Below are 13,609 nucleotides of genomic sequence, written 5' to 3' on the forward strand. Positions count from 1 at the left end.
TCGGAGGACGCGCCACTGGATTGCCTCGCTTCGCTCGCAATGACGATTAGGCCGGCGCCAGCACCAGCACCAAATTCTCCACCCGCGCCACCCGCGCGCGGGCGCCGGGCGCGAGAATGTCGACAGGCGCATCCGCTGCAAGCCGCGCTTCCCAATCGAGGCCCGACCAGTGCACGCGGCCGCCATCCTTCGTCACTTCATGGGTCGTGACAAGTTCGCGGCCGATGAGGTCGCTGCTCTGGTCTTCCTGAACGTCCGTCGCCTGAAAGCGTTGCAGCGGGCGCCAGCCCAGCAGCGCGACGAGCAGGCTCGCGCCGGCGATCAGCGCCAGCGTCTCCGCGAGCGCCGGACGCCAGCCGGTCGCATAAAGCAAGACGCTCGCGACGATCGCGCCGGCGCCGACGAACATCAGCGGCGAGAGGCCGATCACCATGATGTCGACGGCGAGCAACACGAGCCCGGCGACGAGGCTGGCGTTGGCGGGGTCGAAGAGGAAAGAGGGTTCCATGTCTTTTGCCAGGGTTTGCGTAAACTCCCTCTCCCCGCATTGCGGGGAGAGGTTAGGCGCGGCCGCAGATTATTCCGGCCGTTGCTGCCACGGCTGATTATTGCGCGTCTGCGGTTGCGGCGCGCCGCCCTTGTTCACCGTATTGAGCACTGCCATGGCCTTCGCGATCCAGCCCGCTGGATCGGCGCCGTCGCCCATCAGCACGAGCGAGTTCCCGGCCTTGGCGAGGCGGCCATATTGCTCGATCGCCGATTTCGCGACTTCGAGCTGCACCGCCGCGTCGCCGCCCTGCTGGGTGATCTGCGTGCGCACAAGTTCGATCGCCTTGGCCTGACCTTCCGCGCGCAGGATCGCCGCCTGTTTCTCGCCTTCGGCGCGGTTGATCTCGGATTGCTTCACGCCCTCCGATTCCAGCACGGCGGCGCGCTTGTCGCGCTCGGCCTTCATCTGCCGCTCCATGGACTGGCGCAGCGACTCGGGCATCTTGATGTCCTTGATTTCGTAGCGCGTCACATAGGCGCCCCAGAGCTGCGCGGCGTCCGAGACCGCGCGCACCACGCGCTCATTGATCTCGCTTCTGTTCTCAAACGTCTTGTCCAGCTCCATCGAGCCGATGGCGGAGCGCATGGAGGTTTGGGCGAGATTGACGATGGCGCGACGAATGTCCTCGGCGCCATAGGCGGCGTCCTTGGCGTTGACGATCTTGTAATAGAGAATGCCGTCGATGGTGACGGTGGCGTTGTCCTTGGTGATCGCGTCCTGCGCCGGCACGTCGATCACCTGCTCGCGCAGATCGAAGGCGTAGGCGACGCGTTCGACGATCGGATAGACGAAATTGACGCCCGCCGTGAGCGTGCGGTTGTAGCGGCCGAGACGCTCGATCACGAGCACGCTCTGCTGGCGCACGAAACGCACCGTGCCGGCGAGCGCCAGCAGCGCGAGATAAGCGAACCAGAACAGCGGATGATGCAGAAGCGACAGGCCGAGACCGTAATTGTGGTCGAGGACCAGCAGGCCGATGGCGATGACGCCGACGATGAAAAGCGGGAAGCCCATGGATTCCTCCGTTGGGGCGGCATGCAAATGCGCCTGGCGCATATTTGCTCCGTGAAAAAGCTTCAAGGCGGCCTCGTCCTTCGAGACGCGAGCTGCGCTCGCTCCTCAGGACGAGGCCTGGTTGATGACGCGCGCCTGCGAAGTCCCTCATCCCGAGGAGCCTGCGCAGCAGGCGTCTCGAAGCACGAGGGGCGTCATCACGGCTTTGTCATCCTTATTTTCTCGCCGCAGCGCCTTTCTCGCCGTGCGCCGGCGCATGCGCCGCGCGCAGGCTCACCGCGCCGCCCGCGACGCGCAATTCGATAATCGGGCAGGCGGGTTCGGCGTCGAGGCGCGGCGCGCCCGCGCCGTTGCAAACCGCGGTGACCGAAACGAGCGCGCCATTGGTCAGAAGGCCCGCGCGGCCGAGATCGGGCAGGATGGAGGCGGGCGCGACGAGGCGCGTCGGGCCGAGCGCGTCGAGCGTCTCGATGAAGCGCGCGGATTTGAAGGGCGCGAGAAAATGCAGCGGGCGTCCGGCCAGCAGCGCGGCGAGCGGGCCGGCGACGAGAGCGGCGAGCGAACTCGGCGCGCAGAGCGAGAGGACCGGCGCGTCGCCCGCCGCCCGCGTCATGCGCACGAGATCGAGCGCCGCGCCGAGCAGCGCGCCCTGCGTGGTGAAATCGACCTGGCCCAGATCGTCGAGCGCTCCGATCAGCCGGCGCTCATCCGCGCCCCAATCGTCGTCGAGCCGAACGCGCGGCGTCGCCTCGGCGGCGAGGCTGCGAGACGAAAAATCGGCGGCGCCGTCCAGCGCGCCATGCAGGGTTCCGATCAGCCGGATCGACGGCGCGTCCGCCGCGATCTCGAGCAGCGGCGTCTCGAAATCGAGGCCGCAAAATCGCCCCGGCCCAAAGAGACCGGAGACTTTGAGCGCCCTGGCGGCGTTGGCGACGGCGTCGCGCGAATAAGGCAAGGGCAGCGGAGCCAGCACGGGATCGAGCCCGGCGGCGAGCGCCGCGGTGAGCAGCACGAAGCTCTGCGCGCTGGGCGGGCAGCAGATCAGCACGCGTTCGCCGCGCACGAAATCGAAGGCGCGCAGAAGCGAGAGGCCGGCGCCGACGCGCTGATAGAGATCGGCGTAAGTCGCCTCATCCGCTTCGCCGTCATGCTCGTCGCGGAAGGCCATCGCGCCCGGGCGCGGCCGCGCTGCGCCCGCGATCAGCGCGTCGAAGCCGAAAAGGGTCAATGGATGGGCGCGAGCGAGCGCCGCGTCTTCACCGTCGGAAAAGGCGGCGCGGGCGGTCATGGATTCTTTCTCCACCAGCTTTCGAGGGTCGGACCGAAGATCGGCGACCCGTAGCGCGGCGACCGTTCCGGCCGGACAATATCGGTCGAATGCGCAATCCATTGTTCGGAAGCGTGAAACAAGGGTACGACATAAAACCCCGAGAGCAGCACGCGGTCATAGGCGCGCACCGCGGTCACGAAATCCTCCTGGCTCCGCGCCGACAGCAACGCGGAAATCATGCCGTCGATCGCCGGCGACGCGGCGCCGGCGAGATTGAAGGAGGATTCCTGATTGGCGGTCGCCGAGCTCCAGCGCATGCGCTGCTCATTGCCGGGCGAGGCGGAGGCGACATACTGACCGATCATCATGTCGAAATCGAATTTCTGCCGTCGCCGCTGATACTGAACTTCGTCGACGAGCCTGACGCGAACCTCGACGCCGATGCGCGCCAGAGAAGATGCATAAGCGAGCGCGAGACGCTCCTGATCGCGGTCCTTCACCATGATTTCGAAGGAGAAGGGCTCGCCATCCTTCATGAGCCTGTCGCCGTCGACGCGGCAGCCGGCGGCGGCCAGCAAATCGAGAGCGCGCCTGGCCATGTCGCGGTCGCGCCCCGAGCCGTCGCTGACGGGCGGGCGCCATTCTCCCTCGAGAATCTCGGCGCGGACGGCGTCGGGCCAGGGCGCGAGCAGCGCGCGCTCCTTCTCGCTCGCGCCGCGGCCCGAGGAAGAAAGCTCCGATTCGTCGAAAAAGCTCTTCGTGCGCGTGTAGAGGCCCGCATAATAATTCGCATTGACCCATTCGAAGTCGAACATCATGCCGAAGGCTTCGCGCAGCCGCGCATCCTTGAAGAGGGCGCGGCGCGTATTGAACACGAAACCGTTGAGTCCCTTGGGGTTTTCGTTTTTCAGCGACTCCCTGGCCATCCGCCCGTCGCGCAGCGCCGGGAAGTCGTAGCCGGTCGACCAGCGCGTGGTCGACGTTTCGTCGCGATAGTCGATCAATCCCGCCTTGAACGCCTCGAACAGCGAATTGCCGTCACGGAAATATTGCAGATCGATCTCGTCGAAATTGTAGAAGCCGCGCTGGCTCGGAATGTCGGCGCCCCAATAATTGGGATCGCGTTTCAGGAGCAATCGCGCGCCCGCCTGAACGTCCGCGACGACATAGGGGCCGGAGCCGAGCGGCTTGGCGAGCGTCGCATCGGAAAAACGCTCGACGTCGAGCGCATGTTTGGGAAGCACCGGCATGATGGCGAGGATCAGCGGCAATTCGCGGTCGCCGACCCCGGTCAGGTCATAGGCCACCCTATGGGGGTCCGGCGCCGTGGCGGATTTGACCAGCCCATAGGCGATGCGCTGCTGCGGCCGGCCCTTCGCTTTCAGGAGATCGAAGGAGAAGAGCACGTCTTCCGCCGTGATCGGCTTTCCGTCGGAAAAATGCGCGCGCGGATCGAGATGAAAAGTGACGCGCGTGCGCGCCGGATCAATATCGATCGACTGCGCGATCAATGGGTAAAGCGTGAAAGGCTCGTCCTGCGAACGCGCCATCAGACCCTGGAAGACATTGCCGACGAGACCCTGCGCGGCGGTTCCTGATTTGACGTTGAAGGGATTGAGGCTGTCGAACGTGCCGGGCAGGCCGACCCGCAGTCTCCCGCCTTTTTTCGCGGCAGGATCGGCATAGGGGAAATGATCGAAGTCCTTCGGCAATTGCGGCGCGCCATGCATTGCGAGGCCGTGGCTGTCGGCGGCCGGCGCGGGATCGCTCATCGGGCCGGCGGCGAAAAGGGGGGCGCCGGGCGCAAGGCCCGCAAGCAGGACGACGGCCAGCCGGGAGCGGCGAAGCCGCGCGGCGCCGCGAATCGCAAGAAATCTCATGGCACGACCATAATCGAACCTTTGGCGGCTTGAAGTCGTCTGTGGGCCTCATTCCGCCGCATTTTAAAATTTTACGTGACGCCGCGGCCCGGATCCCTCGCGGAAGGGCAAAGACCCGCTGGAATTTGGCGCGCCGACAATGTAAGAGCTTTGCCGTCGACTTGATGCGGGGGTCGACCTGGCGCGGCCCCTGCGACGGGTCGGAGCCGTGATCGGGGCAAGGGTTCCACGGCGTTTCATTTTCACGCGCCGCAGCGTGCGGTCGGCCTCGCGCGACGACCGAGAACAGAAAAACTCTTTGCGCAGCCGGAAAGGCGCCGGCTAGCAGACAATCGAAAGGGACTTCGGAAATGTCGATCCTCTTCTCGCGGTCCGCCGCGGTCGCGATGGCAGGCGCGTTCCTGCTCGCCGGCTTCTCGGCGCAGGCCCAGCAGGCTCCGGCCGCCGGCGGCGCGCCCGCGCAGCAGGCTGCGCAGCCGCAAGGCCCGATCACGGCGACGCTTCAGGCCGTTCAGCCCAGCTGGACGAAGGTCTGCGGCGCCGATCCGGCGACCAAGAAGGAAATCTGCTACACGACCCGCGACTTCGGCGCCGCGGCCAAGGAAGGCGACGCGCCCCAGCCGCTGCTCGCTTTGGCCGTCTACGACCCCAAGGCCGACGACACCAAGATCATCCGTCTGCTGCTGCCGCCGGGACTGATGCTGAAGCCGGGCTTCCGCTTTGCGATCGATAAGGGCGCGATGGAGGCCGGCGCCTTCGAAATCTGCTTCCCGAACGGCTGCTTCGCCGAGGCCAAGGTCAAGAAGGCGACGGTCGACGGCATGAAGAAGGCCCAGCAGATGACGGTCATCGTCAAGAACCAGGCCAATGCCGAAGTGACCTTCTATCTGCCGCTCAACGAATTCGGCAAGGCGTTCGACGGCCCGGCCATCGATCCGAAGGTGCTGGAGGAGCAGCAGAAGAAACTCCAGGAAGAGCTTCAGAAGAAGGCCGAGGAAGAGCGCAAGAAGCTCGAGGCCAAGGGCGGGGCCCCGGCCAAGCAGTAAGCTTCTTCAGGTCTCGGGATTTGAAGACGCCCGCGCGAGGAGCGCGGGCGTCTTCTTTTTGCGCTGGGGATTCTTCGCATGTCATTGCGAGGAGCGCAGCAAAGCGCTCCAGCGCCGGAATGGAGCTCTGGATTGCTTCGCTATGCTCGCAATGACGGGGAAGTGGCTTCGGGCCTAATGCCTTTTCGGCGCGCGCATGCGGTAGACGCCGTCGTCGTCGCGCTCGAAGGTCTCTTCGACCTGGGGGTGGCGAACCGGGTCGCCGGACGTGTCGGGCACGAGATTCTGCTCCGACACATAGGCCACATATTCGGTTTCGGCGTTTTCCGCGAAGAGATGATAAAAGGGCTGGTCTTTGCGTGGACGCAACTCTTCGGGAATTGAGAGCCACCATTCTTCCGTATTGGCGAAAACCGGGTCGACGTCATAAATGACGCCCCGGAAGGGATAGCGGCGGTGCTTCACGACCTGGCCGATCCCGAATTTGGCCATGCTCTCTCTTGGCATTCTTGCGACGCCTTTAACGCGATGTTTACTCGCACAACTGGTAGCGCAGCGCCGTCGCCGCCGTCAACGGCGCGCTCGCGTGCGGCGCGAAATCGCTTTTTAATCAACCCGTAAGAGCCGCGACGCCGGGAAGCGTCTTGCCTTCCAGCCATTCCAGAAAGGCGCCGCCGGCCGTGGAGACATAGGAGAATTCCTGGCCGGCATGGGCCTGATTGAGCGCCGCGACCGTGTCGCCGCCGCCCGCGACCGAGAGCAGTTTCCCTTCGACCGTGAGGCGCGCCGCCGTCTGCGCGACGGCGTTGGTGCCCTCGTCAAAGGGAGGCAATTCAAAGGCGCCGAAAGGCCCGTTCCAGACCAGGGTCTTGCACTGAGCGAGCAGGCTTTCCACCTGGGCGACCGATTTCGGCCCCACGTCGAGGATCATGTCGTCCGCGCCGACATGATCGACCGAAACGATGTGGGAGGGCGCATGCGCTTCGAATTTCTGCGCGACAGTGGCGTCGACCGGCAGAACCACCGTGCAATTGGCGGTTTTCGCCTTTTCCAGAATGTCGCGCGCCGTGCCGGCGAGATCGTGCTCGCAAAGCGACTTGCCGACCGGTTTGCCCTGCGCGGCGAGGAAGGTGTTGGCCATGCCGCCGCCAATGACGAGATAATCGACCTTGGCGACGAGATTGCCGAGCAATTCCAGCTTGGTCGAAACCTTGGCGCCGCCGACGACCGCCATCACCGGGCGCGCGGGATTTGTGAGCGCCGAGCCGAGCGCCTCCAGCTCCGCCTGCATGGTGCGGCCGGCGAAGGCGGGCAGCCTTCTCGCGATCGCCTCAGTCGTGGCGTGGGCGCGATGCGCCGCCGAGAAGGCGTCATGGACGAAAATGTCGCCGAGCTTCGCCACTTCGTCGACAAAGGCCGGATCGTTCTTTTCCTCGCCCTTGTGGAAACGCGTGTTTTCGAGCAGCGCGACGTCGCCGTCCTTCATGGCGGCGATGACGGCTTCGGCGGGCGCGCCCACGCAATCCTCGGCGAAGGCGACCTTGCGCTTGAGATGATGCTCCAGCGTCGGCAGCACATGGCGCAGCGAATCCTCCTCGACGCGCTGGCCCTTCGGCCGGCCGTAATGCGAGAGCAGGACCACCTTGCCGCCCTTCTCCGAAATCTCGTTGATCGTCGGCAGGATGCGCTCAATGCGCGTCGCGTCCGTGACGCGGCCTTCCTCCATCGGCACATTGAGATCGACGCGCAGGAGAACGCGTTTGCCTTTGACGTCGACGTCGTCGAGGGTCTTGAAGGTCATTTGTCTCACTTCTTGAGATAGTTCATTGCGAAGATAAGGATGCCGGAGCCCATGTTGTGAAGACGATGCCGAGCATTGTCCATGTCGTGGGGAGCGAGGAGAAACGCGCCTCCACCCCTGCAACTTTGCCTTTCAGCTCGGCAAGATCCGCATTCGTCTTGTGAAGGTCGTGTTGCTTCGCGCCTGTCAGGGCTATTTCGGTTATCTTGGGCTCAAGCCGCATGAGGATCGCTTCGATCCTGTCGACCTTTTCTTCGAGTCTGACGACGCGTTGCTCAAGCATCGGATCCTCCGCGCCGCCGCCATCGCTCTTGCCGCCGGGAATGAGGTCGAACTTAGAGGCCATTTTCGCCTTCCGGAACGGCTTTGGCAGTAAAATCTCCAAGAATACTTAAAGCGTGCGACTCGACCATGCCGCAGCGCTTACAGATCAAGTCCACGGTCTCAATCGCAGGGCCGCCATGGCGATGCAATCGCGACGCCGCAGGAATTTCGTTGCGCCCCTGATAGACATATTCGACAGGGCCCGCGAGGTAGAAACTCTCGTGACCGCATCGCAGGCAGCGAATGTCCGCGAAAGCGCTTTCAAGGGCGCGCCCAAGTTTTGTAAGCGCATTTTCTCCGGGAGGCGTCTCGATGTCGGACGCCTCCCCGGACTTTGGTGAAGAGCCTGTGTCTCGGGCTGTCAAATCAGGCTCCTCAATATCTTCTTCAGATCAACGAGCCGATCAGCGCCGCCGTATCCGTCATGCGGCCTGAAAAGCCCCATTCATTATCGTACCACGACAGGATCGAGACGAGATTGCCGTCCATCACCTTAGTCTGATCGAGATGGAAGGTCGACGAGGCCGGGCAGTGGTTGAAGTCGATGGAGACGAGCTTCTCGTTCGTATAGGCCAGCACGCCCTTCATCGGGCCGTCGGCCGCCGCCTTGATCGCCGCATGGATCTCGTCCTTGGTCGTCGGACGCTTGGCGATGAATTTCAGGTCCACGGCCGAGACGTTCGGCGTCGGCACGCGGATGGCGTAGCCGTCGAGCTTGCCGTTCAGTTCGGGCAGCACGAGGCCCACCGCCTTGGCGGCGCCCGTCGAGGTCGGGATCATGGACAGCGCCGCGGCGCGGGCGCGGTAGAGGTCCTTGTGGAAAGTGTCGAGCGTCGGCTGGTCGCCCGTATAGGAGTGGATCGTCGTCATGATCCCCTTCTCGATGCCGATGGCGTCGTTGAGGACCTTCGCCACCGGCGCGAGACAGTTCGTCGTGCAGGAGGCGTTGGAGACGATCAGGTGATCCTTCGTGAGCTTGTCGTGATTGACGCCGTAGACGATCGTGAGGTCCGCGCCGTCGCCGGGGGCGGAGACGAGCACGCGCTTGGCCCCGGCGTCGAGCAGCAGCTTCGCCTTGTCGCGCGCCGTGAAGAGGCCGGTGCACTCCAGCGCGACGTCGACGCCCAGCTCCTTATAGGGCAGCTCGGCGGGATTCTTGATGGCGGTGACCTTGATCTTGCCGCGGCCCACGTCGATCGTGTCGCCGTCGACCGTCACTTCCTGCGGGAAGCGGCCATGGACCGAGTCGTAGCGCAGCAGATGGGCGTTGGTCTCGACCGGGCCCAGATCGTTGATGGCGACGACCTCGAGATCGGTGCGGCCGGATTCGACGATGAAACGGAGGATGTTGCGGCCGATACGCCCGAAGCCGTTAATGGCCACTCTGACGGTCATTTGGAATTTCTCCTTGTCGCCGACAGCCTTGCGAGCGCGGCTTCTGTCTCCCGGCGGCGCCTGCGCGCCGCGCGCCGGATGCTGGTGTCGAGGCGAGGGTTGAATAGCACCTCGCGCCCCCCTGTCAACGCGTCGCGCCGCCGCGATGCCGCCGGGGGAGAAAGCGGCCGGGACGCCTTGGGATTTGCCCGATTCATGCTACCAACGCGTTACGGCGAATCGGCGCGAGCCCGCCGCAACCTTTTCCGCCGTGAGAAATAGGGCGCCGCCCGGCGATGACACATCCAGAGAAGCCCGCCGACCGGTCCGCCGATAAGCTCGACGCGGCGCTTTCCCGCTTGAAATCGTCGCTGGACCTTCTGGAGCGCACCGTCGCCCTGAAGCTCGAGGACGACCTTTCCAGCGCGGAGCTGGAGGAAGAACTCGCCATCATGCAGGACGATCGGGGACGCCTCGCGCTTGATCTCGACGCGGCGCTCGCGCGGGTCAGCGCGCTGGAGAAGGCGCGCGACGAGGTGCTGCGCCGGCTCGACGGGGCGGGCGCCGGGGTCGCCGCGGCGCTCGGGGCGGCGGTCTCGGCCGTGCGGCGGGCGGAGTAGCCAATGGCCGCCGTCATCGTCTCCATCGCCGGGCGCACCTATCGCCTCTCCTGCGACGACGGCGAGGAGCCGCGCCTCGAACAGCTCGCCCGCTATGTCGAGAGCAAGATCCTGTCGATGAAGGATGGCTTCAAGGAGATCGGCGAGCAGCGCATCGTGGTGATGGCGGCGCTCGCCATCGCGGATGAGGCCACCGACGCGCGCGGCAAGGCGCAGGCCATGGAGATGGACATCGCGGCCTTGCGCGCGGAGCTGGACTCGGTGAAGAAGGCGGCGGCGGCGCTGGAGGAGCGCGTATCCGGCGCCGTCGAGGACGCCGCGCGGCGGATCGAGCAGCTCAATACGGAATTGCAGAAGCCGTCGGTTAAGGACGACTTTCCGGTTTAGGGACGGCGGCCGGAAACGACAGCGCCAGCCCAGCCGTCATTGCGAGCATTTTCTCGAAGTCGGGTAGCCTGACTTCGAGAAAGCGCGAAGCGATCCGGAGCGTCGTCGCGGCCCTGGATGGCTTCGCTTCGCTCGCAATGACGGGGTTATCCTTTTTACAGGCGTTACTTCCCCCAATTCTCGACGCTCGCGTCGCGCTTCGCTTTCTGAAGGTCGTCCGCATAGGTCGAATATTGGTGGTTGAGCTTTTCCGCCGTCATCGCGACGCCGCCATCGGACATGATGGCGATCTTCATCTGCTCGGTCGCCATGCGCTCCAGCTCGTTGATCCACTGGTTCACATTGCCGAGCAGCTTGTCCTTGCGCGCTTTCTGGACCGCGTGGTCGGGCGACGTGTCCGTCGCGAGGGCGATTTCCGCCTTTGTGTCCTCGACCAGCTTGTCGATGTCCTTGGCTTTCGCCTCGGCGGCGGCGGCCTGGTCGGGCGCGTCGGCCTTGGCTTTTTCGAGCGCGGCGTCCGCCTCCTTCCTGGCTTTCTCCAGATTGTCGAGGCCGTTCTTCAGCCAGCTCGACTGGATGGAGAGAAGCGAGTCGCGGGCGACGCCGTTGAGGTTGAAGCCGTTGGGGATCGGGAAATAGGGGCCGAGTTTGGCGGCCTCAGCTGGCGCGGCGAGGCTGGCGGCGCCGGCGACAAAGGTCGCGGCGAGCGCCGCACGGAGGTTGCGGAACATGGATTTCTCTCCCGGATAGGCGCGACATTTTGTTTTTGCGCGCATTGTCGTTGGCGTGAAAGTGGGCCATCGCCGCCTGCGTTGCAAGCCTTCATCCCGCCACACAACCGTCATTCGCCGCCGCCGCGGCGCTTGACGCGGATAGGGCTTTCGCGCGATTCTCGAAAGCGCCGGGGGAGCCTCGCCAAGAGGCTGAGAGGCTGCTGGGGGCGTCGCGGGACGCCGAGCGCGGCGACCCTTCGAACCTGATCCAGTTCCGATGCTGGCGGAGGGATGGTGAGATATCTTCTTTACAGGGGCGGACCTTGCTCGCGCGCGTGATCGGGGCGGGCGTCGCCGGGCTCTGCGCGGCCTATGCGCTGGCGCGCGCCGGGGCGGCGGTCGAGCTTGTCGAGCGCGCCGCCGCGCCGGGCCAGGGCTGCTCGCGCTACGCCGGCGGGATGATCGCGCCCTGGTGCGAATTGGAGAGCGCCGAACCGCTCGTCGCGACGCTCGGGCAGGAGGCGCTCGACTTCTGGACGCGGGAGGTTCCCGTGGCGAGCGTCGCCGGCAGCCTCGTCGTCCCCGCTCCGCGGGAACGGGCGGAGCTCTCCGATTTTTCTCGCCGCACCGAGCGCTTCGAGCGGCTCGACGGCGCCGGCGTCGCCAGGCTGGAGCCGGGCCTCGCCGGGCGTTTCGACGAGGCGCTTTACTTCCCGCAGGAGGCGCATCTCGATCCGCGCGCCGCCCTGCAGTCCCTCGCCGACCGGCTCGCCGCGCTGCCCGGCGTTGCGCGGCATTTCGGCGCGGAGCCGGGCAGTCTGGCGTCCGTCCCCGACTGGACGATCGACTGCCGCGGCTTCGCCGCGCGGGACGCGATTCCGAAACTGCGCGGCGTCAAAGGCGAAATGCTCATCCTGCGCAGCGAGGAGATTTCGCTTTCCCGCCCCATCCGGATGCTGCATCCGCGCCGGCCGGTCTATGTCGTGCCGCGCGGGAACGGGCTCTTCATGGTTGGCGCGACGATGATCGAAAATGAGGAGCGCGCGCGGGTCACGGCGCGCTCCGTGGTGGAGCTGGTCAATTCCGCCTTTGCGATTCATCCCGCTTTCGCCGAAGCCGAGATCGTGGAGTCGGGTTCGGATGTCCGCCCCGCTTTTCCCGACAATCTGCCGCGTCTTATCCAGCGGGGCCGGACGATCTATATCAACGGTCTCTACCGGCATGGTTTCCTGCTTGCCCCGGCGCTGGCGCGGCGGGCCGCCGAGGTCGTCCTCGGCGGCGCCTACTTCCCGGAGGTCATGGATGCGCATTCAGGTGAACGGGCGACCGCGTGACGTGGAATCCTCCACGCTGGAGGCTCTCCTGCGCGAGCTTGGCTATGAGGATCAAAAGGTCGGCACGGCGCTGAACCAGGAATTCGTGCGCGACAAGGATCGCAACACGACATTGCTGCAGGAAGGGGACGCCGTGGAGATCGTGACGCCGAGGCAGGGCGGATGAACGCGCATCCTCAGGACCTCGCCGACCCGCTGACGCTTTACGGCGCGGCCTTGCGTTCGCGTCTCCTGCTCGGCACGGCGCGCTATCCCTCGCCCGCGATCCTCGGGGAGTCGATCCGCGCGTCCGGCTGCGAGATCGCGACCGTCTCGCTGCGGCGCGAGGCTGGCGGCTCCCGGGCGGGCGAAAGCTTCTGGAGCCTCGTGCGCGAGACAAGCGTGCGCGTCCTGCCCAACACCGCGGGATGCCGCACGGCGAAAGAGGCGATCGCGACGGCGCAGATGGCGCGCGAGGTCTTCGATACGGACTGGATCAAGCTTGAAGTGATCGGCGAAGAAGACACGCTTCAGCCTGACGTCTTCGGCCTCGTCGAGGCGGCGAAAGCGCTTTGCTCCGACGGCTTCAAGGTCTTTCCCTATACGACCGACGATCTCGTCGTCGCCGAGCGGCTGCTCGACGCCGGCTGCAAGCTGCTCATGCCCTGGGCGGCGCCGATCGGCTCGGGGCGCGGCGTCAACAACGCCTTCGCGCTGCGCGCGCTGCGGGCGCATTTCCCCGAGGTTCCGCTCATTGTCGATGCGGGGCTCGGCGCGCCGTCGCACGCCGTCGCGGTGATGGAGATGGGCTATGACGCCGTGCTGCTGAACACGGCGGTGTCGCGCGCCGGCGCTCCGGTCGCCATGGCCCGCGCCTTCGGCCTCGCGGTCGAAGCGGGGCGGCTCGCTTTCCTCGCCAGGCCGATGTCGCCGCGCGACATGGCCGAGCCCTCGACGCCGTTGATCGGCCGGCCTTTCGGCGTGGATTTTTAATTCGGGGAGCGCGCCCGCATCGAGGTCGCTTTGGCTGGTCGCGACGGCCCCGCAGCGAACGAAGAGGGATTCGCGCGGCGTCCGCCCAGCGAAGGCGCCCTGACGGAAGAGGCCGATAAGAAAATCCTCGACGACGCGGGTCATCCGCGACCAGAGCGGCGCGTCATTGGGTTCGAAGACCGTCCACGTAAGCGACTGCGTCAGGCTCGCTTCGATGCGCCGCGACCGTCGACGGCGGGCCCGCGCCTTCCATCACACGCCTTCCGTCACGAATGTGGCGGGGAACTCTGTTGAATTCGACATGCGCCCCTCCCGCCTCTATTT

Annotated in this window: 15 protein-coding genes and 1 riboswitch; of the genes, 6 read left to right on the forward strand and 9 right to left on the reverse strand. The window is 65.6% G+C overall.

The window, feature by feature from the left end; translation table 11 throughout:
* Positions 1–46 precede the first annotated feature (46 nt).
* The 4 genes from MMG94_RS14945 to MMG94_RS14960 form a co-directional block, all read right to left on the reverse strand.
* Positions 47–508: an NfeD family protein gene (locus MMG94_RS14945; protein WP_016919915.1), complete on the reverse strand. Its 462-nt coding sequence runs from the start codon at positions 506–508 to the stop codon at positions 47–49.
* 69 nt (positions 509–577) lie between these two features.
* Positions 578–1,564, reverse strand: a complete 987-nt coding sequence (locus tag MMG94_RS14950; RefSeq protein WP_051001119.1) for an SPFH domain-containing protein — start codon at positions 1,562–1,564, stop codon at positions 578–580.
* A gap of 214 nt (positions 1,565–1,778) precedes the next feature.
* On the reverse strand, positions 1,779–2,852 hold the full coding sequence (locus MMG94_RS14955) for an AMP-binding protein (RefSeq protein WP_157212437.1): 1,074 nt from the start codon (positions 2,850–2,852) through the stop codon (positions 1,779–1,781).
* Positions 2,849–4,714: an extracellular solute-binding protein gene (locus MMG94_RS14960; RefSeq protein WP_016919912.1), complete on the reverse strand. Its 1,866-nt coding sequence runs from the start codon at positions 4,712–4,714 to the stop codon at positions 2,849–2,851. Before MMG94_RS14960 ends, MMG94_RS14955 begins: the two co-directional genes overlap by 4 nt.
* Before the next feature lie 350 nt (positions 4,715–5,064).
* Here MMG94_RS14960 and MMG94_RS14965 point away from each other — a divergent pair, with 350 nt between their 5' ends.
* Positions 5,065–5,760: an invasion associated locus B family protein gene (locus MMG94_RS14965; RefSeq protein WP_016919911.1), complete on the forward strand. Its 696-nt coding sequence runs from the start codon at positions 5,065–5,067 to the stop codon at positions 5,758–5,760.
* Between the two features lie 174 nt (positions 5,761–5,934).
* Here MMG94_RS14965 and hspQ read toward each other — a convergent pair whose 3' ends face one another.
* The 4 genes from hspQ to gap all read right to left on the reverse strand — a co-directional run bounded on the left by hspQ (position 5,935) and on the right by gap (position 9,280).
* Positions 5,935–6,267: a heat shock protein HspQ gene (gene hspQ / locus MMG94_RS14970; RefSeq protein WP_026016240.1), complete on the reverse strand. Its 333-nt coding sequence runs from the start codon at positions 6,265–6,267 to the stop codon at positions 5,935–5,937.
* Between the two features lie 103 nt (positions 6,268–6,370).
* Positions 6,371–7,561 (reverse strand): phosphoglycerate kinase, encoded by a 1,191-nt coding sequence (locus MMG94_RS14975; protein WP_016919909.1) that lies wholly within the window; start codon positions 7,559–7,561, stop codon positions 6,371–6,373.
* A 22-nt stretch (positions 7,562–7,583) separates the two neighbouring features.
* A complete protein-coding gene (locus MMG94_RS14980) occupies positions 7,584–7,907 on the reverse strand; it encodes a hypothetical protein (protein WP_016919908.1) in 324 nt (107 codons plus the stop codon).
* A 365-nt stretch (positions 7,908–8,272) separates the two neighbouring features.
* Entirely contained in the window at positions 8,273–9,280 is a 1,008-nt protein-coding gene (gene gap, locus MMG94_RS14985) for a type I glyceraldehyde-3-phosphate dehydrogenase (protein WP_016919906.1), read from the reverse strand.
* Positions 9,281–9,555: 275 nt separating this feature from the next.
* On the opposite strand from gap, the gene MMG94_RS14990 reads away from it, so the two are divergent.
* Together MMG94_RS14990 and MMG94_RS14995 are read left to right on the forward strand one after the other, a co-directional pair.
* On the forward strand, positions 9,556–9,879 hold the full coding sequence (locus MMG94_RS14990; RefSeq protein WP_016919905.1) for a DUF4164 family protein: 324 nt from the start codon (positions 9,556–9,558) through the stop codon (positions 9,877–9,879).
* Between the two features lie 3 nt (positions 9,880–9,882).
* On the forward strand, positions 9,883–10,266 hold the full coding sequence (locus MMG94_RS14995) for a cell division protein ZapA (protein WP_016919904.1): 384 nt from the start codon (positions 9,883–9,885) through the stop codon (positions 10,264–10,266).
* 164 nt (positions 10,267–10,430) lie between these two features.
* Here the strand turns inward: MMG94_RS14995 and MMG94_RS15000 are convergent, their stop codons facing one another.
* Positions 10,431–10,997, reverse strand: coding sequence for a hypothetical protein (locus tag MMG94_RS15000; protein ID WP_040579215.1), 567 nt, complete (start codon positions 10,995–10,997; stop codon positions 10,431–10,433).
* Positions 10,998–11,159: 162 nt separating this feature from the next.
* Positions 11,160–11,289: riboswitch (TPP riboswitch) on the forward strand.
* Positions 11,290–11,302: 13 nt separating this feature from the next.
* Between MMG94_RS15000 and MMG94_RS15005 the strand changes: the two genes are divergently transcribed.
* From MMG94_RS15005 to MMG94_RS15015, 3 genes are read left to right on the forward strand one after another with little or no spacing between them, the layout of a single operon-like run.
* A complete protein-coding gene (locus tag MMG94_RS15005) occupies positions 11,303–12,313 on the forward strand; it encodes an FAD-dependent oxidoreductase (RefSeq protein WP_016919902.1) in 1,011 nt (336 codons plus the stop codon).
* Position 12,314: 1 nt separating this feature from the next.
* Positions 12,315–12,479 carry a sulfur carrier protein ThiS gene (gene thiS / locus MMG94_RS15010; protein WP_338037852.1) on the forward strand — a complete coding sequence of 55 codons (165 nt, stop codon included), beginning with the start codon at positions 12,315–12,317 and terminating at the stop codon, positions 12,477–12,479.
* Positions 12,476–13,285, forward strand: coding sequence for a thiazole synthase (locus MMG94_RS15015; RefSeq protein WP_016919900.1), 810 nt, complete (start codon positions 12,476–12,478; stop codon positions 13,283–13,285). The genes thiS and MMG94_RS15015 overlap by 4 nt, the downstream gene beginning before the upstream one ends.
* The last annotated feature ends 324 nt before the right edge of the window (positions 13,286–13,609 follow it).

This window comes from Methylocystis parvus OBBP (assembly GCF_027571405.1).
Lineage (GTDB): Bacteria > Pseudomonadota > Alphaproteobacteria > Rhizobiales > Beijerinckiaceae > Methylocystis > Methylocystis parva.

Excerpts from the sequence above, each read along its gene's own strand:
- MMG94_RS14945 (WP_016919915.1), bottom strand. The coding sequence starts at position 508 with ATGGAACCCTCTTTCCTCTTCGACCCCGCCAACGCCAGCCTCGTCGCC.
- MMG94_RS14950 (WP_051001119.1), bottom strand. The coding sequence starts at position 1,564 with ATGGGCTTCCCGCTTTTCATCGTCGGCGTCATCGCCATCGGCCTGCTG.
- MMG94_RS14955 (WP_157212437.1), bottom strand. The coding sequence starts at position 2,852 with ATGACCGCCCGCGCCGCCTTTTCCGACGGTGAAGACGCGGCGCTCGCT.
- MMG94_RS14960 (WP_016919912.1), bottom strand. The coding sequence starts at position 4,714 with ATGAGATTTCTTGCGATTCGCGGCGCCGCGCGGCTTCGCCGCTCCCGG.
- MMG94_RS14965 (WP_016919911.1), top strand. The coding sequence starts at position 5,065 with ATGTCGATCCTCTTCTCGCGGTCCGCCGCGGTCGCGATGGCAGGCGCG.
- hspQ (WP_026016240.1), bottom strand. The coding sequence starts at position 6,267 with ATGCCAAGAGAGAGCATGGCCAAATTCGGGATCGGCCAGGTCGTGAAG.
- MMG94_RS14975 (WP_016919909.1), bottom strand. The coding sequence starts at position 7,561 with ATGACCTTCAAGACCCTCGACGACGTCGACGTCAAAGGCAAACGCGTT.
- MMG94_RS14980 (WP_016919908.1), bottom strand. The coding sequence starts at position 7,907 with ATGGCCTCTAAGTTCGACCTCATTCCCGGCGGCAAGAGCGATGGCGGC.
- gap (WP_016919906.1), bottom strand. The coding sequence starts at position 9,280 with ATGACCGTCAGAGTGGCCATTAACGGCTTCGGGCGTATCGGCCGCAAC.
- MMG94_RS14990 (WP_016919905.1), top strand. The coding sequence starts at position 9,556 with ATGACACATCCAGAGAAGCCCGCCGACCGGTCCGCCGATAAGCTCGAC.
- MMG94_RS14995 (WP_016919904.1), top strand. The coding sequence starts at position 9,883 with ATGGCCGCCGTCATCGTCTCCATCGCCGGGCGCACCTATCGCCTCTCC.
- MMG94_RS15000 (WP_040579215.1), bottom strand. The coding sequence starts at position 10,997 with ATGTTCCGCAACCTCCGTGCGGCGCTCGCCGCGACCTTTGTCGCCGGC.
- MMG94_RS15015 (WP_016919900.1), top strand. The coding sequence starts at position 12,476 with ATGAACGCGCATCCTCAGGACCTCGCCGACCCGCTGACGCTTTACGGC.